The following is a 20337-nucleotide window of genomic DNA, read 5'->3' as shown; positions in this document are numbered from 1 at the left end:
GTGCAGACTCAGGTGCGGTGGGATAAGCGGATGCGGAAAAACACAGCAGAAGGGGCAGAATGATGGATCTATTTGATTATATGAGAGAAAACAGCATGGAAAAGGAGTCGCCTTTGGCGTCCAGACTGCGGCCGAGGACACTGGATGAGGTGGTGGGGCAGCAGCATATTGTGGGCAGGGATAAGCTGCTTTACCGGGCCATTCAGGCGGATAAACTGGGGTCGGTCATATTCTACGGACCTCCGGGAACCGGAAAGACGACCCTGGCCAAGGTGATCGCCAATACCACCAGTGCGGATTTTAAACAGATCAACGCCACGGTGGCAGGTAAAAAGGATATGGAGGAAGTGGTGAAGGAAGCCAAGGACAGTATGGGCATGTACGGCAGGAAGACCATATTGTTTGTGGATGAGATCCACCGCTTTAATAAAGGGCAGCAGGATTACCTCCTTCCTTTTGTGGAGGACGGGACCCTGATCCTGATTGGGGCAACCACGGAGAATCCGTATTTTGAGGTAAACGGTGCTCTCATATCCCGTTCCAGGATATTTGAGTTAAAGCCCCTGGAAAAGGACGATATCAAGGAACTGATCCACAGGGCTGTATATGACAGGGACAGGGGCATGGGCTCCTATGACGCCGTGATCGATGAGGATGCAGCGGATTTTCTGGCAGACACGGCCAATGGAGATGCCAGGGCAGCCTTGAACGCAGTGGAACTGGGAGTCCTGACCACCGGAAGGGGAGAGGACCAAAAGATACATATTGACCTGGCTGTTGCACAGGAGTGTATCCAGAAGCGGGTGGTCCGCTATGACAAGAATGGGGACAACCATTATGATACGATTTCCGCGTTTATCAAAAGCATGCGGGGCTCGGATCCGGATGCGGCGGTATATTACCTTGCCCGTATGCTGTATGCGGGGGAGGACATCAAGTTTATTGCAAGGCGTATTATGATATGCGCCTCGGAGGATGTGGGCAATGCGGATCCCCAGGCATTGGTGGTGGCGGTCAATGCGGCCATGGCAGTGGAGCGCATCGGCATGCCGGAGGCTCAGATCGTCCTGTCCCAGGCAGTGACCTATGTGGCTTCGGCTCCCAAGAGCAATGCTGCCTGCAATGCTGTATTTAAGGCCATGGAAGTTGTAAAGAGCCAGAGGACCATGCCGGTTCCCGTCCATTTACAGGACAAGCATTATAAGGGGGCGGAAAAGCTGGGCCATGGGGCAGGATACAAGTATGCACATGATTATCCCAAGCACTACGTGAAACAGCAGTACCTGCCCGATGGGCTGGAGGGGGAAGTGTTTTATGAGCCTTCCGACAATGGATATGAGAAGCAGATCGGACAGCATATGAAGTGGCTGAAAGAGTAGTTATGGAAATTTTTACTTTACATTCTTGTAGTTTCGTGTATATAATAGGGCTATACATAGATTAGCTGACAGTTTTCTCATGCTGTCAGCAGTCTGTTAGTCCCGAGCAATTCCCAAATCTGGAATAAACCCCGAATTTGAATGAACAGAAGATTATAGTTCTTGAGCATTTTTCAGATATGCTCTTGAATGTTAGGCATAAACCATCGGTCTGTTTTGGCGGATGATATGATTAATTTTGAATAAGGAGAGATACTATGCGGGAAAAACTACAGACCCTTCCTCTTGCAGAATTAAAAGAACTGGCAAGGAGCAGGGGAATCAAAGGCATCAGCAGCCTTCGCAAGGCGGAGATCATCGAACTGCTCTGTGCAGAGGCTGATAAAAACCCGGAGATCAAGCCGGTGGAGATGAAGAAAAAGGAAAGACGCCAGCCGCCGGCACAGGAGAGCGCATTGACAAGAAGCGCAGAACCCCAGAGCAGGCAGGAGAACGGTCCGTCCAGAAGCGCAGAACCCCAGAGCAGGCAGGAGAGCAGACAGGATAATACATCTTCCAGGAACACGGAATTTCAGGACAGGCAGGAAAACAGGGCTCAGGAATCCCAGGAGACCAGAAATCAGGAGTCCAGAAACCAGGAGTCCAGAAATCAGGATTCCAAAAATCAGGAGAACAGAAACCAGGAGTCCAGAAGCCAGGATCCCAGACGCAATATGAACCGGTCTTATGAAAATAACAAATACTCTTCCTCCAAACCCCAGATGTCCAGACAGCATACGGGCGGCGGACAGAACCAGGGGTCATACCAGCAGAACTCCGAAAGCGGGGAGCGGTCCTTCAGGCAGGATAACAGGACGGATGCGGCAGGCATGTCCAATCAGGACATGGCGGAACTGGACAGCGGGATCGAGGCCAACGGAATTCTGGAAGTCATGCCGGATGGATTTGGGTTTATACGCTGTGAGAATTTTCTTCCAGGTGAGAACGATGTGTACGTGGCACCGTCACAGATCCGCCGTTTTAACCTGAAAACAGGCGATATCATTGCAGGCAACAGGAGAGTGAAATCTGCAACAGAAAAATTTGCAGCCCTTCTTTATATCAAGACAGTGAACGGCTATCCTCTCAGCGCCACTGAGACCAGGCCTAATTTTGAAGACCTGACCCCTATTTTCCCCAACAAGCGTCTGCACATGGAGATGCCTGGAATCAAGACATCCGTGGCCATGAGGGTGGTGGATCTGCTTTCACCCATCGGTAAGGGACAGCGAGGCATGATCGTATCCCCGCCCAAGGCAGGTAAGACCACGCTTTTAAAGCAGGTGGCAAAGGCGATTACCACCAATCACCCGGACATGCATCTGATGATCCTGCTCATCGATGAGCGCCCTGAGGAAGTGACGGATATCAGGGAAGCGATCGTTGGGCCCAATGTGGAGGTGATCTACTCCACCTTTGATGAACTTCCGGACCGCCACAAAAGGGTGTCCGAGATGGTAATAGAGAGAGCTAAAAGGCTGGTGGAGCATGGACGTGACGTGATCATTCTTTTGGACAGCATAACCCGTCTTGCCAGGGCATACAACCTGACCGTTGCGCCCAGTGGACGTACGCTTTCCGGCGGTCTGGACCCGGCGGCCCTTCACATGCCGAAACGATTCTTCGGCGCTGCCCGCAACATGCGCGAGGGAGGAAGCCTGACCGTGCTGGCAACCGCGCTGGTGGACACGGGAAGCCGTATGGATGATGTTGTGTATGAGGAATTTAAGGGAACCGGCAACATGGAGCTGGTTCTGGACAGGAAGCTGTCCGAGAAGCGTATTTTCCCCGCCATTGATATCCTTAAGTCAGGCACAAGAAGGGATGACCTTCTGCTGTCCAGGGAGGAAGCCGAGGCAGTGGATATTATTCACAAAGCCACGAACTCCCTGAAGCCTGAGGATGCGGTGGAAAAGGTACTGGATCTGTTCGCAAGAACCAGGAACAACAGGGAGTTTGTGGAAAACGCAAAGAGAATCAGATTTTATTAATGGGGAACATAGGTCGGTTCGGTCACAGGGACACGTTCCTTTCCTTTAACAGGTCGCGGATCTCAGCCAGAAGCTCTTCCTGGGTGGGACCGGCCGGTGCAGGGGCCTCCTCCTTTTTCTCCTCCTCGTGGTGGAAGCGGGAGCTGACCACGGCCACGGCCTTGATCATAAAGAACATACATGCTCCGATAATGATAAAATCAAGTATATTCTGGAGGAAGCTGCCGTACAGTATGGCGGCTTCTTCTTTTACTTTTTCACCGTTTTCCCATACCGCGGGATTGATTACATATTTAAGCGTGTTAAAGCTTGCCCCGCCGGTCAGGGCTCCCAGCACAGGCATCAGTATATCGTTCACAAGGGATGTGACGATCTTGCTGAAAGCACCGCCGATGATAACGCCCACTGCCATATCAATGATATTGCCCTTCAGGATAAATGCTTTAAATTCCTTCATTACATTGTTTAAGTTACTCATTTGTGACCCTCCTGTCTTATGTAGTGTACTCTCGGAATCTCTTGGTACTCAGATTGGCGAAAAGTCAGCCAAAAGATGGATGCCGGGGAGACTCCGGGAGTACAATGTAATAGATACAGTATACACCATTTTGTGACCGGTTCACAGTGGTTTTTTCGGGCAGGATAAGGATATGGATTGTACTTTATCAGGTACAATCAAGAATCCGGGAAGAAATACCTGGATGCCGGGGCTGACTATGTGATCAGGGACATCCGGGAACTTCTCCCGATCCTTGATCCTTCCCTGCAATGAATTTGAATCTGCCTTATCCTGTGGATGGGGTTGTCTGATATGCTTATAATGATATGTTTATGATGATATACTTATGATTCCAGATCAGATTTCAGAAGTTCATTATATGTTTCAATAATCCGGTAAAAGGCATCCAGATCCGCCTCTCCGCACTGTTCGATCAGGTATGAGGTAGTCTGTGTGATGTCGGCAACGTCATAAGCTTTGTGGACAGAGGAGAGCCTCTGTCCTTTTTCTGTTACATACAGGCATACTGACTTTTCGTTATTTTCCTTGTAGCGCTTCTCCACATATCCGGAGTCCACCAGTTTTTTGATGACCTGGGAAATGGCGCTTTTGCTTTTGTGCCAGATCTTTGCCAGTTCAGTGGCCGTAATGCCCGGGGAATCTTCAATATATGTAAGGGTATGGATCTCCAGCATACTGAAGTTTTCGTTCTCATAAGTGTGATGGGCGTAGATGTAATTATGGTATAAGATGACGAATTCATATAATTTATCCGCCTTGGCGTTCAGCTTTTGATAGGCGCTGTTTATATCTGAAAGATGGCTCATATTAGTACTCCTATTCCGAAATATGTTTAAAAATGATCTTTATATGTAATAGTATCATAGATGGAAAATGGCTTCAATCATTTATTTCCAGCAAAATATGGAAATATTGTTAAGTAAATAAACTATAAAAATTTATTTTCAACATTTTTGTGTGCAAAATGCCCGATTTATAAAAAATGTATTAAAATTTTATTGACAATATGCACTAAGTATTTTATAATATAGTTCAGTTGATTAACAATATTTCTTAAGAGAAAGGACGGTATATGTAATGGATATTGAGAAGTTCTGCAGGGAAAATTGTGTGGAGAGGCGAGGAACAGGTACGCTGAAGTGGGACTCCCTCCAGGAGATCTTTGGAGATGCCGAACTGCTCCCGCTCTGGGTGGCGGATATGGAGATCCAGTCACCGGCAGCAGTGAGGGAAGCACTGGTAAAGCGTGTGGAGCACGGCGTGTTTGGCTATGGAAGAGTGGAGGATTCATATTTTGACTCTTTCTTTGTATGGCAGAAGAAGCACCACAATGTAGAGTATGTCAGGGAGAATGTAAGATTTGCCACCGGAGTGGTAGGCTCACTGTATGCGGCTGTAAGGGCATATACCAAGGAGGAGGCCTCCGTTATCATCTGCCCTCCGGTATACTATCCATTTTACGATGCCATACTGAATACAGGAAGAAAGCTGGTAACCTGTGAACTTGATAACAACAACGGTTACTACACACTGGACTTTGAAAAGTTTGAGAAAGAAATCACGGATAATAAGGTAGAGATGTTTATCCTGTGCTCCCCTCACAATCCTGTGAGCCGGGTATGGTCTGAAGAGGAGCTGGACACCATGTTTGACATCTGCCGCAGACATGGAGTGCTGGTGGTTTCTGATGAGATCCATCAGGATTTTACTTACGAGGGAAAGAAGTTCGTATCCTCCGCCCTGGTTGGGGACGGCAAGTACAAGGATATCCTGATCACCCTCAATGCCGGATCCAAGACATTTAACCTGGCCGGTCTGATCCATTCCCATGTGATCATTTTCGACAAGCAGCTGATGGAGACCTATGATGCTTATATTAAGGGGATCGGCTCTGCGGAAGTCAACCTGATGGGAATTGTGGGCGTGGAGGCCGCTTTCCGTGGCGGAGAAGAATGGCTGGATCATGTAAAGGCATTGATCATGCACAATTATAATTATATGAAGCAGGAGTTTGCAAGGGAGCTTCCCAAGATTGTGGTTACGCCTCTTGAGGGAACATACCTGTCCTGGATCGACCTTCGAGGTTATCTCACAGGTGAGGAGACAGCGGACTTTATCCAGACCAAGTGCCGTCTTGCCTGTGATGTGGGAGAGTGGTTCAGCCTTATGGCGCAAGGGTTTATTCGTATTAACCTGGCTACAGATAAGAAGAATATCGTTACTGCTGTTGAGAGCATTATTAAAAACATCAAGGAAAAGGTGGGGGAATAAATGGCTGTTTATATCAGTATAATCTGTTTTTTAATCTATCTGGGCGTTCTGTTTGTATTGCAGAAAAAAGGCAAATCCTTTAATGTACGTGTAGTGGCCGGTCTGTTCGGCGGTATTATATTTGGTGCGATTTTAAAGACAGTGGCGGATGACGCAGCGGTTTCAGAGAGTCTGCGGTGGATCAGCCTGGTGGGCACCGCATACACCAAGCTTTTAAAGATGATGGTAATCCCGCTGATCTTTGTATCCATTGTGTGTGCTATCATCAACCAGAAGTCAGGCAAGAACCTTGGAAAGATCACGGCCCTTGTACTGGCGATCCTCCTGTCCACAGCCGCGGTTGCAGCAGTGGTAGGCGGCGTTACGGCAACTGCATTTGGCGTCAGCGCAGAGGGACTGGAGATCGGCGAGGCCGAGAGCAAAAAGACATCCCAGCTGGAAGAGAAGGCTCAGGAGGGTATTTCCTTTGAGGATACCATCATTGATATCATTCCTTCCAACCCAATCTATGCCCTGACCGGACAGGGAAATAACGCCACTCTTTCCGTAGTGCTTTTTGCGGCATTCCTTGGAATCGGAGTGATCGGGGTGCGGACCTATGCACCGGAACAGGCGGAGTTTTTCGGGAAGATAATGAACTCGCTAAATACTTTGGTGGTGGAAGTGGTCATGATGATTATTATGCTGACGCCGTTCGGCATTTTCTCATTGATGACCAAGACCATTGCCGGAAGCGATTATACAAGTATCCTGCGACTTGTAACCTTTGTTCTCGCATCCTACACAGCCATATTTGTCATGTTCATCATCCATGGACTGATACTGGCCGCAGTGGGAGTAAGCCCCCTTATCTACTTTAAGAAGGCTATGACAACCCTGATATTTGCATTTACTTCCCGTACCAGTGCAGGAACCCTGCCGCTGACCATCAGGACCCTGACAGATGAGATGGGCGTGGACAACGGAGTTTCCAACCTGGCAGGTTCACTCAGTACTTCCATTGGACAGAACGGGTGCGCGGCTATTTATCCGGCTATGCTGGTGGTCATGGTGGCTCCCGCTGTGGGACAGCCTATTACTCCATCCTTCTTTATACTTATGGTGATCATCATCACCTTTGCGTCCATCGGTATCGCCGGCGTGGGCGGAGGCGCTACCTTTGCGGGTATCACCGTATTATCCGCACTGGGACTTCCTGTGGGTATTGCCGGCCTTCTGGTGGGAATTGAGCCTGTTATCGATATGGCCAGAACAGCATTGAATGTAAGCGATGGCATGGTGACCGGTCTGGTGGCCGCCAAGCTGACTAAGAATATTGATATGAACGTATATAATGACAAATCCGTGAACCTGGAAAAGAAATCCGCCTCAAGCGGGGATTAATGGCAGGGACGGATAACAGAGATCATGAACAGAGATCATGTTCAGGGATCATGAACAGACATAAATGACAGAGGATCATCTGGAAAGGAAGTGTGAACATGGGTAAACGTGTGCTCATAGTTGGAGGGGTTGCAGGCGGGGCGTCCGCGGCGGCCAGAATCAGGCGCCTGGATGCGGATGCGTCCATAACCATATTTGAACGGGGGGAGCATGTATCCTTTTCCAACTGCTCACTTCCCTACTATTTAAGCAGGACAGTGGCGGATAAGGACTACCTGGTGCTGATGACGCCGGAGGGATTTAAGTCCTCCTATGATATTGAGGTGCGTGTGAACAGCGAGGTGTGCATGATCGACCGTACCCTCAGAAAAATACGCGTCAAAGACAGCGTATCAGGCCGGGAATACGAGGAGGCATATGATGAACTGGTGCTTTCGCCCGGATCCTACCCGATCCGTCCGGGGTCCATTGAGGGAGTATTTCTCCCTCATGTGTTCACAGTGCGCAATGTGAATGACATTGCTAAACTGGATCAGTATGTTGCCAGGGAAGAGGTCCGCAGCGTGGTTGTAATCGGCGGCGGTTTTATCGGCCTGGAGGTGGCGGAAAACCTGAAATCAGCGGGAAAGCAGGTGGCAGTTGCAGAGGCTGCCGTCCAGATCATGGCTCCCTTTGACTATGATATGAGCCAGATCCTGCAAAAGGAGCTTTACGACAAAGGGGTGGAACTGGCAGTGGGGGATGGTGTCAAGGCCATCACCCAGGACAAGGTGATCTTAAACTCAGGAAGGGAGCTGCCCTGCGAAGCGGTGGTGCTTTCCATCGGCGTGCTGCCGGAGACAGAACTGGCAAAGCAGGCAGGCCTTAAGATCGGTGAAACCGGCGGGATCATGGTAACGCCGGATTACCGCACCAGTGATCCCCATATCTATGCGGTGGGGGATGCCATTGAGGTTTTCCAGAAGCTGACCCATAAGCCGGTGAAGCTTCCCCTGGCAGGTCCCGCCCTGCGCCAGGCAAGGGCTGCGGCGGATGCCATGTACGGTATAACTAGCAGGAACAAGGGAGTGATCGGCTCCTGCGCCGTTAGGCTGTTTGAGCTGAATGCAGCGGCTACTGGCCTGAATGAACGGACGGCCAAGGCAAATAACATCCCATGTGACTCGGTGTACACCATGTCCATGGATAAGGTGGGACTCATGCCCGGCAGCGCGCCTATGCATTTTAAACTGGTTTTTGAGGTGCCCACAGGAAGGATCCTGGGCGCCCAGGCAATCGGTAAGGGCAATGTGGATAAGCGGATCGATGTGATCGCCGCATTGATCTCCATGGATGGGACACTGGAGGATTTAAAGGATCTGGAACTGTGCTATTCCCCTGTGTTCGGTACGGCCAGGGATGTGGTGAATCTGGCTGCCCTTGTGGGTCTCAATGTGCTCCACGGAGTATTTAAGCAGGTTCATGTAAGTGAAGTGAGGGAACTGGTGGAAAGCCAAGCCTGCATCATTGATGTGAGGGGCAGGGACGAGTTTGAGATGGGACATCTGGTAGGTGCGGTGAACATCCCATTGGGTGAACTGAGGCAGCGGCTGCCTGAGATACCCCATGACAGGCCGGTGTACCTGCACTGCAGAACCAGCCAGAGAAGCTACAACGCCATCATGGCATTAAAGGGCCGGGGGTATGATAATATCATCAACATTTCCGGTTCCTTCCTGGGAATCAGCTGCTATGAATATTTTACAGATGTGACCACTGGGCGGGAGAAGATACTCACAGAGTATAATTTCATGTAAACGCCAAGGGGAATGGGTGTTAAGCTGCAGATTAGAAACTGTGGCTTAGCACCTTTTTATGACGTTGGCAAAAGCATGCAAAGTTAAAAAGATAAAAGATAAAATTTTGGCCAAGCTTTCATAAAATATCTTGCATTCATATTTTTTTTATGCTATACTGTTTAAGCTGTCTGGATTGACGGCAGTTTTAGCATCCGCGTGAGTCAGAACCTTACGGTGAGGGTGCGTTAAACTTGAACAGTGCTGATATCTGTGCGTTCTGGTGACGGCATGAGCCGGCTGCCTGTAATGTACAGAGGCAGATTGGCATACAGGCCGCGGTCGGAAACCGCAACTAATATCAGAGAGGTGAATATCATGAGAGAAGGAATCCATCCAAATTATTACCAGGCAACAGTTGTCTGCAACTGTGGTAATGAGTTCGTAACAGGTTCAACAAAGAAGGACATCCACGTTGAGGTTTGTTCCAAGTGCCATTCATTCTACACCGGTCAGCAGAAGGCTGCTCAGGCTCGTGGACGTATTGACAAGTTCAATCGTAAGTATGGCATGAATGCTAACTAATAGGCAAGAAAAGATGAGGGTTGGGCTTGGCATCAGGCTCAGCCCTTTCTGGTATTACGCCCTGCGGATTTAAGGCGCTTGGCCGATTGATATCTGCGCGGCGTAGTATGGATCTCACAGAAAGGTAAGAAAGGATGAAATATTCGGGAATTGGCGGTCAGGCCGTAATTGAAGGCATCATGATGCAGAACGGCAATGATTACGCCATTGCAGTCCGCAAGCCGGACGGGGATATTGAGGTGAAAAAGGATACCTACGTAAGCATTACCAAGAAGCACAAGTTTCTTGGACTTCCGTTTATCAGGGGTATTTTCAGTTTTATAGATTCCATGGTTGTGGGAATGCGTGCCCTGACCTGGTCCTGCAGCTTTTTTGAGGATGATGAGGAGGCGGAGCCGGGACGGTTTGAGGCATGGCTGGATAAGGTGTTTGGGGAGAAGCTGGAGAGCATACTCATGAGTGTGGTGATGGTATTTTCCTTTGTCATGGCCATCGGCATATTCATGGTGCTTCCCCTGTTCATTGCGCGGATCTGCAAAAGCTTTATTGCCTCGGAGACCGTGATGGCCATACTGGAGGGCGTGATCAGGATCCTTATCTTTATCCTGTATATCAAGCTGGTGTCCAGGATGGAGGATATAAAGAGGACGTTCATGTACCACGGCTCGGAGCACAAGTGTATCAACTGTATAGAACACGGGCTGGAACTGACCGTGGATAATGTAAGGGCCAGCTCCAAGGAGCATAAGCGCTGCGGCACCAGCTTTATCATGATCGTTATGATCATCAGTATCCTGTTCTTTATGGTGATCCGCGTGGACACCATCTGGCTCAGGATCGTCAGCCGTATTGTTCTGATCCCGGTCATTGCAGGTATATCCTATGAGTTCCTGCGCTTTGCGGGAAGGCATGATTCCAAGCTGGTGAATGTTTTAAGCCGTCCCGGTATGTGGATGCAGGGGCTGACCACCACGGAGCCTGACGACACAATGATAGAAGTTGCCATTGCCGCGGTTGAAACCGTGTTTGACTGGAGACAATATCTGGATGAGACATTTCCGGGCTGGAGAGAGAACAGCAGCAGGGAAGACTGCAAAGGAGCGGCAGGACATGACCATACAGCAGTTGCTATGGCAGGGTGCGCAGATACTGAATAAGGCAGGAGTGCCGGATGAGGCACTGGATTCCAGATATCTTTTGATGGAGGCGTTTCACTTAAATCTGGCGTCCCTGCTGGCAGTAAAGAACAGGGAACTTCCAGAGGATGAGGAAACCCTGGAAATGCGCAGAACATATGAGGAGTTGATCCGCAGGCGGGCCGGCCGGATCCCGCTGCAGCACCTTACCGGTGTCCAGGAGTTTATGGGGTTTGAGTTCCTTGTGAACGGGCATGTGCTGATCCCGCGCCAGGACACGGAGACTCTGGTGGAACTGGTGCTGGGGGACAGGCGCGGTAAGGATGGGGCCTGGGGCAGAGATAACGCTTACAACAAAAAGACAGACCTTAACAGGGATACCGCGCTTTTGGACGTGTGTACGGGGTCGGGGTGCATTGCCATCAGCCTGGCTCTCATGGGCGGCTATGGGAGGGTTACGGCCCTGGATGTATCTGAGGAGGCCCTGGCCGTGGCCGGGCGGAACGCGGACCGTCTGCTGGAACCATATAAAGGGGAGTTCAGGCTTGTTCACAGCAACATGTTTGAGGGCCTGGGATCAGAAGACAGATATGATATCATTGTCTCTAATCCTCCCTATATACCCAGCTTGGTGATCGAGGAGCTGGAGCCTGAGGTAAGGGACCACGAGCCCAGGATGGCACTGGACGGGACAGAGGACGGACTGAAGTTTTACCGGATCCTGGCCGCGGAATGTAAGGACCATCTGAATCCGGGAGGCAGTGTGTACATGGAGATCGGATATGACCAGGGGCAGGCGGTAAAAGAACTGTTTGCCGACCATGGATACGGACAGGTGGAAGTGAGAAAAGATATGGCCGGGCTGGACCGTGTGGTGCGGGCGGACTGGGAATAAGAATGGTACGTAACAGGTAAAGTGATTGGATAGAGGCAGGAGAAAACTATGTTTGATAAGTTAGATGATATGTTGATTCACTATGAGGAACTGATGCTGATGCTGGGTGACCCGGCCGTGACCCAGGATACCAAGCGGTTCACCAGGCTGATGAAGGAGCAGGCTGATCTGGCCCCTATTGTGGATGCCTACAAACAATACAAGCAGGCAAAGCAGGATGTGGAGGACAGCCTTGCTCTTTTGGAGGAAGAAAGCGATGATGAGATGCGCGAGATGGCCAAGGAGGAATTGTCCGATGCCAAGAAGCGCATTGAGGACCTGGAGCATGAACTTAAGATCCTGCTGCTTCCAAAGGACCCTAATGATGATAAGAACATCATCCTGGAGATCCGCGCAGGGGCAGGCGGGGACGAAGCAGCACTGTTTGCGTCCGAGCTTTACCGCATGTATTCAGGGTATGCGGACAGCCAGAGATGGAAGGTGGAGATCGTCAGCCTGAATGAGAACGGGATCGGCGGTTTTAAGGAAGTGGTGGCCATGGTGACGGGAAAGGGCGCATATTCCAAGCTTAAGTATGAGTCCGGCGTACACCGTGTGCAGCGTGTGCCGGAGACTGAGTCCGGCGGCAGAATACACACCTCCACTGCAACGGTTGCCGTCATGCCTGAGGCGGAGGATGTGGATGTACAGATTGACATGAACGATATCCGTATCGATGTAATGAGGGCATCGGGCAATGGAGGACAGTGTGTAAATACCACGGACTCCGCGGTCCGTCTGACCCATATGCCCTCCGGCATTGTGATCTACAGCCAGACTGAAAAATCGCAGCTTCAGAACAAGGAAAAGGCCTTCCGCCTGCTCCGTTCCAAGCTGTATGACATTGAACTGGAGAAACGCCAGAGTTCAGAGGCGGAGGAGCGGCGCAGCCAGATCGGAACCGGCGACCGGTCCGAGAAGATACGTACCTATAACTTCCCGCAGGGCCGTGTCACGGACCATAGGATCAAGCTGACCTTGTATAAGATCGATTCCATTATGAACGGGGATATACAGGAGCTCCTGGATAACCTGATTGCGGCCGACCAGGCGGCGAAGCTGGCAAAGATGAACGAAAATTAGGAAGATACCATGAGCAGTTGTATCATCTGCAAATACAGATGCTGAGAGAAGAAAATAAAGTGCCCGAGATTGGTTTTAACAGCTGATATCGGGCACTTTTTATCCTTTCTGTCAATTGAGTCTTCCATGTTTTCAGGGTTCAGCTGACCGGCTCCGCCTTAAAATACTCCATGCAGAAATCTTTAAACAGACGTCCGGCATTGGACATGCGCCGTTTGGTGTCATAAGAAAGGCTGATGGTACGTTCCAGCACCGGGTGGATAAGAGGAATGCACACAATATCGCGGGGGAGCACGGATCCCAGGGTGATCTCAGGAATGATGGAGATACCTACCCCGTGCCGCATCAGGGCCTCATAGGTGGTGCCGTTGTCACATTCCGCAATGATATTGGGCCGGAATCCGGCTTTTAGGCAATAGAATTCCAGATCCTCCTTTCGGTTGGATGCCACAAAGGGATAGGAAGCAGCTTCCTTGAGATGGATGGAGGTCCGGGAGGCCAGGGGATGGTCTTTGTGGACGGCCAGCACAAAGCGCTCGGTCAGTATGGGGATGACGCAGTTGCCCGCCAGGGGAGTGTAGCTGTCATTGGCGGTAAAGCAAAAGTCGCAGTCATACATAAACAGGTGCTCGGCGCGGATATAGTTGCTCAGCTGCAGCTTGATATAGGGATAGCGCTGGTGAAAGGCAATATAAAACTCAGGCATATAGGAAGAGGCTGCCAGCACCAGGAGCTTGATATTGCCAAAGGGTTCGTTGGACAGCTCGCCCACCTCAGACACCGTGTCGTCAATGAGATTGATGCCCTGGTCGATTTTTTGGTAAAAGATCTCTCCTGCGCGGTTCAGGAAAATGGAGCGGTTACGCCGGTCAAACAAGGGGGTGCCCAGTTCCTTTTCCAGGGCAATGATCGTTTTGCTCAGGGCCGGCTGGGAGATCATCAGTTCGGCAGCCGCCTTTGTCATATTCTGATGTTTTGCCACCACACAGAAGTAGCGGAGCTGCAGCAGTTCCATAGTAATTCCTCCTTGTTTGAAGATCTATAACCTATAAGATATGGAAAACATAAATAAACATATATTAGACAGAATTATAAAAATAGTATATACTATTTTTCATAAAATGAAAAGTGGATTCCCGGAAGAGTTGCATTGAGGCAAGGCAGCCTTCCTTTTTTTGAATCCCGGAATTTTAGCTGTTTAAAGTGATAAAATAAGTGAGTGGAGGAGGAGAAAACATGAGTGTGGAGAATTTGCGGAGCGTAATGCACATTGATCCCCTGAAGGATGTGCTGTATTCCATACCGGACAGCGACAATCACGGGGACCTGCTGATTCGTCCCCAGGGTGGGAGAATGGTGAATGAGCTGGGAGATACGGTCTACATCAAGGATGCATTTGTTCCCTATCACGACCACGAGAAGGGCTATGAGACCTTTCTGATCGATGGGGGGTCTGCCGAGGTCTGTATCAACAAGAAGAAATGTATTATTGAGCGGGGTGACATCGTACATATCCGTCCTTATGTAAACCACGGATACCGCTACCTGGAGGAAAATACCATCTGGAGGGAGATGTTCCAGGACATGGACATGTATAACTGTGTGGAGGACAAACATGTGATCCGTACCTACAGCCCGCAGTACTGGGAGGATGAGGAATTCAAAGCCAGGAGATACACCCTGTTAGGAACCCTGTACAGGGAGGATCCTGTTCCGGAGCCGGCCGGCAAATATGACATTCCTGCCGTACGTCCAAGGGGATGGGCCATTGCGGGGTTCGACATGGAGGGGATCCGGCTGAACCTGAAGGTGGGACGCTGGGAGACGGACGGAGTAAAGGAAATCTGGGAACTCCTTCCCCAAAAGGGGCTTCAGATTGAGTGGAATTATCCATATGCGGGAAATGATGTGTATCTGGTTATGGAAGGTTCTGTCCATGTTCAGGCTGACGGCCATGATTTTGTGGCCAAAAAACGGGATGTTATCAATATCCCGCCTTACTACAAGCACACCCTCACCGTGCTGGAGGAGGGGACGCAGATTTATGCCTACAATGTACAGTCCTATCTGATGCATATCATGGAACGCCTCAACGCAGAGAAGAAGCGCTCTCCTGAAAACCTAAAGGACTGGGGCTATGTGGAGAAGATACTGCGTGAGAACAACTGCTGGATTACCGGGATACGGAAAATAACTGTGTAAAGGATGGAAGGGTATGTTCGATTATAAAATACATATAACGCCGGATGATTATATCCATGAACTGGAGGAAAAGGACTGTAAGGATTATCTTTTTATTGCTCCGGTGGGGGAGACGCTGAACAATGAGATGAGTGATGTGTATTATCAGGAAAATGCTTTTGTCCCTTACCATGAGCATAAGAAGGGGTATGAGACATTTGCCATTGACAGGGGCAGTGTGGAGGTTACCATCAATGGAAAGAGAGCCATAGCAGAGACAGGGGACATGATCCACATTGAGCCGTATATGTCCCATGGATTCCGCTTCCTGGAGGAGGGGACCATATGGCGGGAGCTGTTTTCAGGCATGAACATGTACGGAGGCATCCTGGAAAAGCAGCTCATAGACAGGAGCTATCCTGAAAAACTCCAGGATGATGCATTTATGGCAGAGTACCGTTTGAAGCACCATACCATGCGTCTGGGAGAGCCTGAACCGGAGGTGGTGCCAAAGGAGCAGCTGGCGCAGATCCGGCCCAAGGGAGGGAGCATTGCCAGGTTTGTGTTTGACGGCATTGTGTGCAACCAGAAGGTGGGCCGCCATGAGACGGGCGGGGAAAAGGAAGTCTGGGAATTTGTGATGGAAAAGGGGATCTGTGTGGAATGGGACAGCCCTCATCCTGATTGGGACCTGTATGTGGTGAAGGAAGGCCGCGTGGAAGTGACCGTGCTGGGCGGGACCTTTGTGGCAAATGCCCGTGATATCCTGCATTTTCCTCCATATACCAATTATTCCATGAAAATACTGGATCATGGAACCGTGGTCCATGCTTATAATGTAAAGGCACTGGGACTGCGCCTGGCAGAGATCGTGGAGAAAAAGCTGGAAGGACGTCAGGACCTGGTAAACAACTGGGAGGATGTCAGGGAAATATTCCGGCAGAATAACAGCTGCATCACAAAAATCAGCAGGGTTTAGGCGCGGGCCAAAAGCGTCTTAAACAGTTCCTGCTGTCAGCGAAAAGGGGAAGCCTGTATGGGAAAGTATGTTATAAAACGACTGTTGCTGCTGATACCCATTTTATTGGGCGTAAGCTTTATTATCTTTACAATCATGAATATGATTCCGGGGGATGTGGCTTCCCTGGTTCTGGGGGATAACGCCCCGCTGTCCGCCAGAGAGGAGCTGACCCGGGAACTGGGGCTTGATAAGCCCTTCTGGCTGCGGTATGTGGATTATGTGCTCAATGCCCTTCAGGGGAATTTCGGACTATCCTACCGCACCAGGACGCCTGTGTTTACCGAGATATTTTCCAGGTTTCCAACCACTATGAAGCTGGCCGCGGGTGCCATGCTTTTGTCCGTGGCCATTGGAGTGCCTCTTGGGATCTTATCCGCCGTAAAGCAGTATTCTGCCCTGGACGTTATCAATTCCGTCACAGCCATGTTCTTTTCATCCATTCCCGCCTTCTGGCTGGGCCTTTTGTCCATCCTGCTGTTTGCACTGAAGCTGGGGTGGCTGCCATCCAACGGAGCGGACTCGTTTAAGAGTTTTATCCTGCCCATTGTTACCCTGGCCCTGCCCGGGGCGGCGGAGATCCTGCGTCTGACCCGTTCCACCATGCTGGAAGTCATCCGCCAGGATTATATCCGTACCGCAAAGGCAAAGGGAGCCACCAGCATGGTGGTCATATGGAAGCATGCCCTGAAAAATGCGCTTTTGCCGGTCATCACAGTGGCAGGTATGCATTTCGGCGCGCTGTTGGGCGGTTCTGTGATCACAGAGTCCGTATTCGCCATGCCGGGAGTGGGGACACTGGCCATTGACGCGATCCGGAGCAAGGATACGCCGCAGGTAATGGCCGCCGTGCTGATGTTGGCCGCCCTGTTTTGTATCATCATGCTGATTGTGGATCTCCTTTATGCATTTATTGATCCGCGTATACGTTCAAGATACAGTAAGTGAGGGCAGAAGATATGAGTGGAAAAAGTGAAAAAACAGCTGTGAAGCGGAACAGTCCCGCCTATGAGATCTGGAAACGTTTTAAAAAGAATAAGGCAGCCATGCTGGGCCTTGCCATATTTTCCGTCATGGTGATCCTTGCCGTATTTGCGGATGTGATCTGCGACTATGACACCCAGGTGATCGCCCAGAATGTGGCCAACCGTCTGAAGCCGCCCAGCGCGGCCCACTGGTTTGGAACGGACGCCTACGGCCGGGATATCTTTGCCAGGGTAGTCCATGGGGCCAGGATCTCCATTGTCATCGGGCTGGCTGCCACGGTCGGCAGCGTCTGTATCAGCGGGATCCTGGGGTCGATCGCAGGCTATTACGGAGGCCGCGTGGACAATGTTATCATGCGTGTGCTGGATACCTTTCTGGCAATCCCGGGTGAGCTCCTGGCAATGGCCATTGTGGCTTCCCTGGGGCCCAGCATGACCAACCTGCTGATCGCCGTTACCATAGCAAGGATCCCTCCCTTTACCAGGGTGATCCGTTCCTCCATCCTGACCGTGATCGACCAGGATTACATAGAGGCAGCCATAGCCAGCGGGGCCAGGGATTCCTATATCATTGTAAAACACATCCTGCCCAATGCCATGGGCCCCATCATCATCCAGGCAACCATGGGCGTGGGAAGAATGATACTGACAGCCGCGGGAATGAGTTTTATCGGCATGGGCGTTCAGCCTCCCCTTCCGGAGTGGGGTTCCATGCTGGCAGAAGGGCGGGATTTTATGAGGTACTCCCCGTACATTACCCTGTTCCCCGGCCTGGCCATTATACTGACCTCCCTGGCGCTTAACCTATTGGGAGACGGACTGAGGGATGCGTTAGATCCCAAGCTTAAAAATTAAGGGGGGACAGGTATGTCAGATGCATTATTGGAGATCAAAGATTTAAACATTGTATATCAGACTGACGAGGAGACTGTCCATGCCGTAAACCGTATCAGCCTGACGGTACATACAAAGGAAACCCTGGGCCTGGTAGGTGAGACCGGGGCAGGAAAGACTACTACGGCCCTTGCCATTATGCGCCTCCTTCCGGAGCGTATTGGAAAGGTGGAGCAGGGACAGGTGCTTTTTGACGGGGAAAACCTGCTGGATCTAAAGGAGAGTGAGATGCTGTCCGTCCGCGGACAGAAGATCGCCATGATCTTCCAGGATCCTATGACCAGCCTGAATCCTGTGCTCACAGTGGAGGACCAGATCCTGGAAGTGCTTCAGTTCCATAACCACAACAACCTGAGCCGGGCACAGATGGGAAAAAAGGTGGAGGAGATGCTGGAACTGGTGGGAATACCTGCTGCCAGGAAAAACTGCTATCCCCATGAATTTTCCGGAGGTATGAAGCAGAGGGTGGTGATTGCCATGGCCCTGGCCTGCAATCCCAGGCTGCTGATCGCAGATGAGCCCACCACGGCTCTGGATGTGACGATCCAGGCCCAGGTTCTGGGAATGATGGAGGAATTAAAGGAACGGTTCGGTACATCCATGCTGCTGATCACCCACGATCTGGGCGTGGTCGCCCAGACCTGCGACCGGGTTGCCATTATGTATGCGGGTGAGATCGTGGAGCATGGGACCATTGAGGATATATTCACGGGGAAGAGACACCATCCCTACACCCAGGGCCTGTTCGGCTCCATTCCCAGCATGACAGGGGATGCCAAACGCCTGAATCCCATTGCTGGGCTGATGCCTGATCCAACCAACCTGCTCCAGGGATGTAAGTTCCACACCAGATGTCCCCACTGCATGGAAGTCTGCAGGCACAGTCTGCCCCCGGTCTGCAAGGAGGGCACCCATGAGATCGCCTGCCATCTGTTTGTTGGTAAGGAGAATGTGACATCTGACGGAGAGGAGGTTATGCGCATATGAGCCGGAACAGCCAGAATACGCCTTTGATCGAGACGGTCCATTTGAAGAAATACTTTGATACAGGTTCCGGCGTGCTTCATGCAGTGGATGATGTGAACCTGACCATCAGCCCCCAGAAGACCCTGGGTGTGGTAGGGGAGTCGGGGTGCGGAAAATCCACCCTGGGCAGGGCCATCCTCAGGCTCACACCGGCCACAGAGGGAAAGATACTGTATAATGGAAAGGATATCCTGTCCTGCAATCCCAACCAGCTGAGGGAACTGCGAAAGGAAATGCAGATTATTTTCCAGGACCCCTATTCCAGCCTGAATCCGCGTATGACGGTCAGCGAGCTGATCGCGGAACCCCTGGTGGTCAACCGGGTGATGAAGAATAAAGCGCAGCTTCGGGAAAGGGTGGCGGAGCTGATGGAGACGGTGGGCCTGGCCCCGCGCCTGGAAAGTGCCTACCCACACGAGCTGGACGGCGGAAGGCGTCAGAGGATCGGAATTGCCAGGGCCCTTTCCGTAAATCCCAAGTTTATTGTCTGTGATGAGCCGGTATCGGCCCTGGATGTGTCCATTCAGGCGCAGATCCTCAACCTGCTGATGGATCTCCAGGATAATATGGGCCTTACCTACATGTTTATTACCCATGACCTCTCAGTGGTGCGCCATATCTCTGATGAGATTGCGGTCATGTATCTGGGGCAGTGTGTGGAGCGGTGTGAGTCAAAGGAACTGTTTGACAACCCCATCCATCCCTATACAAAAGCGCTTCTAGATGCCATCCAGGTGCCTGACATCTCACTGAGGGGAAAGAGAAAACCCGTTATCCACGGGGAGGTAACAAGCCCCATTGATCCTAAACCGGGATGCCGTTTTGCAACCCGCTGTCCCCTTGCCACTGACGGATGCTGGGGCAGCCCGGTCCCGCTTCGGGAGGTGAGCGCAGGTCATTTTGTTGCCTGTAATCTTATATAGCAGTGAACTCCCGGAGTCTCCCCGGCGCTCATATCTGCGGCTGATTTCCCGCAGGCCGCACACGAATCGGATCAACGTACACACCGTGTACGCCTCATAAATATGGGGTACACAACACAAATAAGCCTGCAAATAAAAAGTCAAGCTAAATTTTAAAGAACATTGAAAAATTTATACAGGTTGAAAAGTGGGTATCAAAATAAGACCGCCAGG

At 50.8% G+C, this 20337-nt stretch carries 18 protein-coding genes; 15 read left to right on the top strand and 3 right to left on the bottom strand.

The window, feature by feature from the left end; genetic code table 11:
• Nucleotides 1–62 precede the first annotated feature (62 nt).
• Together ABID13_RS19815 and rho are read left to right on the top strand one after the other, a co-directional pair.
• Entirely contained in the window at nt 63–1379 is a 1317-nt protein-coding gene (locus ABID13_RS19815) for a replication-associated recombination protein A (protein ID WP_040416978.1), read from the top strand.
• A 257-nt stretch (nt 1380–1636) separates the two neighbouring features.
• Nucleotides 1637–3409 (top strand): transcription termination factor Rho, encoded by a 1773-nt coding sequence (gene rho / locus ABID13_RS19810; RefSeq protein WP_048929992.1) that lies wholly within the window; start codon nt 1637–1639, stop codon nt 3407–3409.
• 22 nt (nt 3410–3431) lie between these two features.
• Here the strand turns inward: rho and mscL are convergent, their stop codons facing one another.
• Both mscL and ABID13_RS19800 read right to left on the bottom strand, forming a co-directional pair.
• Nucleotides 3432–3887, bottom strand: coding sequence for a large-conductance mechanosensitive channel protein MscL (gene mscL, locus ABID13_RS19805; RefSeq protein ID WP_007866038.1), 456 nt, complete (start codon nt 3885–3887; stop codon nt 3432–3434).
• A gap of 365 nt (nt 3888–4252) precedes the next feature.
• Nucleotides 4253–4735 carry a MarR family winged helix-turn-helix transcriptional regulator gene (locus tag ABID13_RS19800; RefSeq protein WP_007866040.1) on the bottom strand — a complete coding sequence of 161 codons (483 nt, stop codon included), beginning with the start codon at nt 4733–4735 and terminating at the stop codon, nt 4253–4255.
• Nucleotides 4736–5006: 271 nt separating this feature from the next.
• Between ABID13_RS19800 and ABID13_RS19795 the strand changes: the two genes are divergently transcribed.
• The 7 genes from ABID13_RS19795 to prfA all read left to right on the top strand — a co-directional run bounded on the left by ABID13_RS19795 (nt 5007) and on the right by prfA (nt 13096).
• Complete coding sequence (locus ABID13_RS19795) at nt 5007–6200, top strand: MalY/PatB family protein (protein WP_048929991.1); 1194 nt, start codon at nt 5007–5009, stop codon at nt 6198–6200.
• Nucleotides 6201–7583 (top strand): cation:dicarboxylate symporter family transporter, encoded by a 1383-nt coding sequence (locus ABID13_RS19790; protein ID WP_007866044.1) that lies wholly within the window; start codon nt 6201–6203, stop codon nt 7581–7583.
• Between the two features lie 98 nt (nt 7584–7681).
• Complete coding sequence (locus ABID13_RS19785; protein ID WP_007866046.1) at nt 7682–9379, top strand: FAD-dependent oxidoreductase; 1698 nt, start codon at nt 7682–7684, stop codon at nt 9377–9379.
• Between the two features lie 357 nt (nt 9380–9736).
• Nucleotides 9737–9943, top strand: coding sequence for a 50S ribosomal protein L31 (gene rpmE, locus ABID13_RS19780; protein ID WP_007866051.1), 207 nt, complete (start codon nt 9737–9739; stop codon nt 9941–9943).
• Between the two features lie 134 nt (nt 9944–10077).
• The gene (locus tag ABID13_RS19775; RefSeq protein ID WP_048929990.1) at nt 10078–11100 is read left to right on the top strand and encodes a DUF1385 domain-containing protein; all 1023 of its coding nucleotides are present in this window, start codon (nt 10078–10080) and stop codon (nt 11098–11100) included.
• Nucleotides 11054–11974: a peptide chain release factor N(5)-glutamine methyltransferase gene (gene prmC / locus ABID13_RS19770; protein WP_048929989.1), complete on the top strand. Its 921-nt coding sequence runs from the start codon at nt 11054–11056 to the stop codon at nt 11972–11974. The genes ABID13_RS19775 and prmC overlap by 47 nt, the downstream gene beginning before the upstream one ends.
• Before the next feature lie 48 nt (nt 11975–12022).
• Nucleotides 12023–13096 (top strand): peptide chain release factor 1, encoded by a 1074-nt coding sequence (gene prfA / locus ABID13_RS19765; protein ID WP_007866058.1) that lies wholly within the window; start codon nt 12023–12025, stop codon nt 13094–13096.
• A gap of 139 nt (nt 13097–13235) precedes the next feature.
• Here the strand turns inward: prfA and ABID13_RS19760 are convergent, their stop codons facing one another.
• Nucleotides 13236–14111 (bottom strand): LysR family transcriptional regulator, encoded by an 876-nt coding sequence (locus tag ABID13_RS19760; RefSeq protein WP_007866060.1) that lies wholly within the window; start codon nt 14109–14111, stop codon nt 13236–13238.
• A 221-nt stretch (nt 14112–14332) separates the two neighbouring features.
• Between ABID13_RS19760 and ABID13_RS19755 the strand changes: the two genes are divergently transcribed.
• From ABID13_RS19755 to ABID13_RS19730, 6 genes are read left to right on the top strand one after another with little or no spacing between them, the layout of a single operon-like run.
• Nucleotides 14333–15298: a cupin domain-containing protein gene (locus tag ABID13_RS19755; RefSeq protein WP_007866063.1), complete on the top strand. Its 966-nt coding sequence runs from the start codon at nt 14333–14335 to the stop codon at nt 15296–15298.
• 13 nt (nt 15299–15311) lie between these two features.
• Nucleotides 15312–16256, top strand: coding sequence for a cupin domain-containing protein (locus ABID13_RS19750; RefSeq protein WP_007866065.1), 945 nt, complete (start codon nt 15312–15314; stop codon nt 16254–16256).
• Nucleotides 16257–16313: 57 nt separating this feature from the next.
• Nucleotides 16314–17243 (top strand): ABC transporter permease, encoded by a 930-nt coding sequence (locus ABID13_RS19745; protein WP_007866068.1) that lies wholly within the window; start codon nt 16314–16316, stop codon nt 17241–17243.
• 11 nt (nt 17244–17254) lie between these two features.
• Nucleotides 17255–18136: an ABC transporter permease gene (locus ABID13_RS19740; RefSeq protein ID WP_007866070.1), complete on the top strand. Its 882-nt coding sequence runs from the start codon at nt 17255–17257 to the stop codon at nt 18134–18136.
• A 12-nt stretch (nt 18137–18148) separates the two neighbouring features.
• The gene (locus tag ABID13_RS19735; protein WP_048929988.1) at nt 18149–19162 is read left to right on the top strand and encodes an ABC transporter ATP-binding protein; all 1014 of its coding nucleotides are present in this window, start codon (nt 18149–18151) and stop codon (nt 19160–19162) included.
• Nucleotides 19159–20124, top strand: a complete 966-nt coding sequence (locus ABID13_RS19730; protein WP_048929987.1) for an ABC transporter ATP-binding protein — start codon at nt 19159–19161, stop codon at nt 20122–20124. The genes ABID13_RS19735 and ABID13_RS19730 overlap by 4 nt, the downstream gene beginning before the upstream one ends.
• Nucleotides 20125–20337: the final 213 nt, after the last annotated feature.

This window comes from Enterocloster citroniae, assembly GCF_040545455.1.
Classification (GTDB): domain Bacteria; phylum Bacillota; class Clostridia; order Lachnospirales; family Lachnospiraceae; genus Enterocloster; species Enterocloster citroniae.
This window is presented reverse-complemented; position numbering and strand designations above follow the sequence as displayed.

What these genes read in the sequence shown, in the direction of transcription:
- ABID13_RS19815 (WP_040416978.1), top strand. Translation starts at nt 63, where the DNA reads ATGGATCTATTTGATTATATGAGAGAAAACAGCATGGAAAAGGAGTCG.
- rho (WP_048929992.1), top strand. Translation starts at nt 1,637, where the DNA reads ATGCGGGAAAAACTACAGACCCTTCCTCTTGCAGAATTAAAAGAACTG.
- mscL (WP_007866038.1), bottom strand. Translation starts at nt 3,887, where the DNA reads ATGAGTAACTTAAACAATGTAATGAAGGAATTTAAAGCATTTATCCTG.
- ABID13_RS19800 (WP_007866040.1), bottom strand. Translation starts at nt 4,735, where the DNA reads ATGAGCCATCTTTCAGATATAAACAGCGCCTATCAAAAGCTGAACGCC.
- ABID13_RS19795 (WP_048929991.1), top strand. Translation starts at nt 5,007, where the DNA reads ATGGATATTGAGAAGTTCTGCAGGGAAAATTGTGTGGAGAGGCGAGGA.
- ABID13_RS19790 (WP_007866044.1), top strand. Translation starts at nt 6,201, where the DNA reads ATGGCTGTTTATATCAGTATAATCTGTTTTTTAATCTATCTGGGCGTT.
- ABID13_RS19785 (WP_007866046.1), top strand. Translation starts at nt 7,682, where the DNA reads ATGGGTAAACGTGTGCTCATAGTTGGAGGGGTTGCAGGCGGGGCGTCC.
- rpmE (WP_007866051.1), top strand. Translation starts at nt 9,737, where the DNA reads ATGAGAGAAGGAATCCATCCAAATTATTACCAGGCAACAGTTGTCTGC.
- ABID13_RS19775 (WP_048929990.1), top strand. Translation starts at nt 10,078, where the DNA reads ATGAAATATTCGGGAATTGGCGGTCAGGCCGTAATTGAAGGCATCATG.
- prmC (WP_048929989.1), top strand. Translation starts at nt 11,054, where the DNA reads ATGACCATACAGCAGTTGCTATGGCAGGGTGCGCAGATACTGAATAAG.
- prfA (WP_007866058.1), top strand. Translation starts at nt 12,023, where the DNA reads ATGTTTGATAAGTTAGATGATATGTTGATTCACTATGAGGAACTGATG.
- ABID13_RS19760 (WP_007866060.1), bottom strand. Translation starts at nt 14,111, where the DNA reads ATGGAACTGCTGCAGCTCCGCTACTTCTGTGTGGTGGCAAAACATCAG.
- ABID13_RS19755 (WP_007866063.1), top strand. Translation starts at nt 14,333, where the DNA reads ATGAGTGTGGAGAATTTGCGGAGCGTAATGCACATTGATCCCCTGAAG.
- ABID13_RS19750 (WP_007866065.1), top strand. Translation starts at nt 15,312, where the DNA reads ATGTTCGATTATAAAATACATATAACGCCGGATGATTATATCCATGAA.
- ABID13_RS19745 (WP_007866068.1), top strand. Translation starts at nt 16,314, where the DNA reads ATGGGAAAGTATGTTATAAAACGACTGTTGCTGCTGATACCCATTTTA.
- ABID13_RS19740 (WP_007866070.1), top strand. Translation starts at nt 17,255, where the DNA reads ATGAGTGGAAAAAGTGAAAAAACAGCTGTGAAGCGGAACAGTCCCGCC.
- ABID13_RS19735 (WP_048929988.1), top strand. Translation starts at nt 18,149, where the DNA reads ATGTCAGATGCATTATTGGAGATCAAAGATTTAAACATTGTATATCAG.
- ABID13_RS19730 (WP_048929987.1), top strand. Translation starts at nt 19,159, where the DNA reads ATGAGCCGGAACAGCCAGAATACGCCTTTGATCGAGACGGTCCATTTG.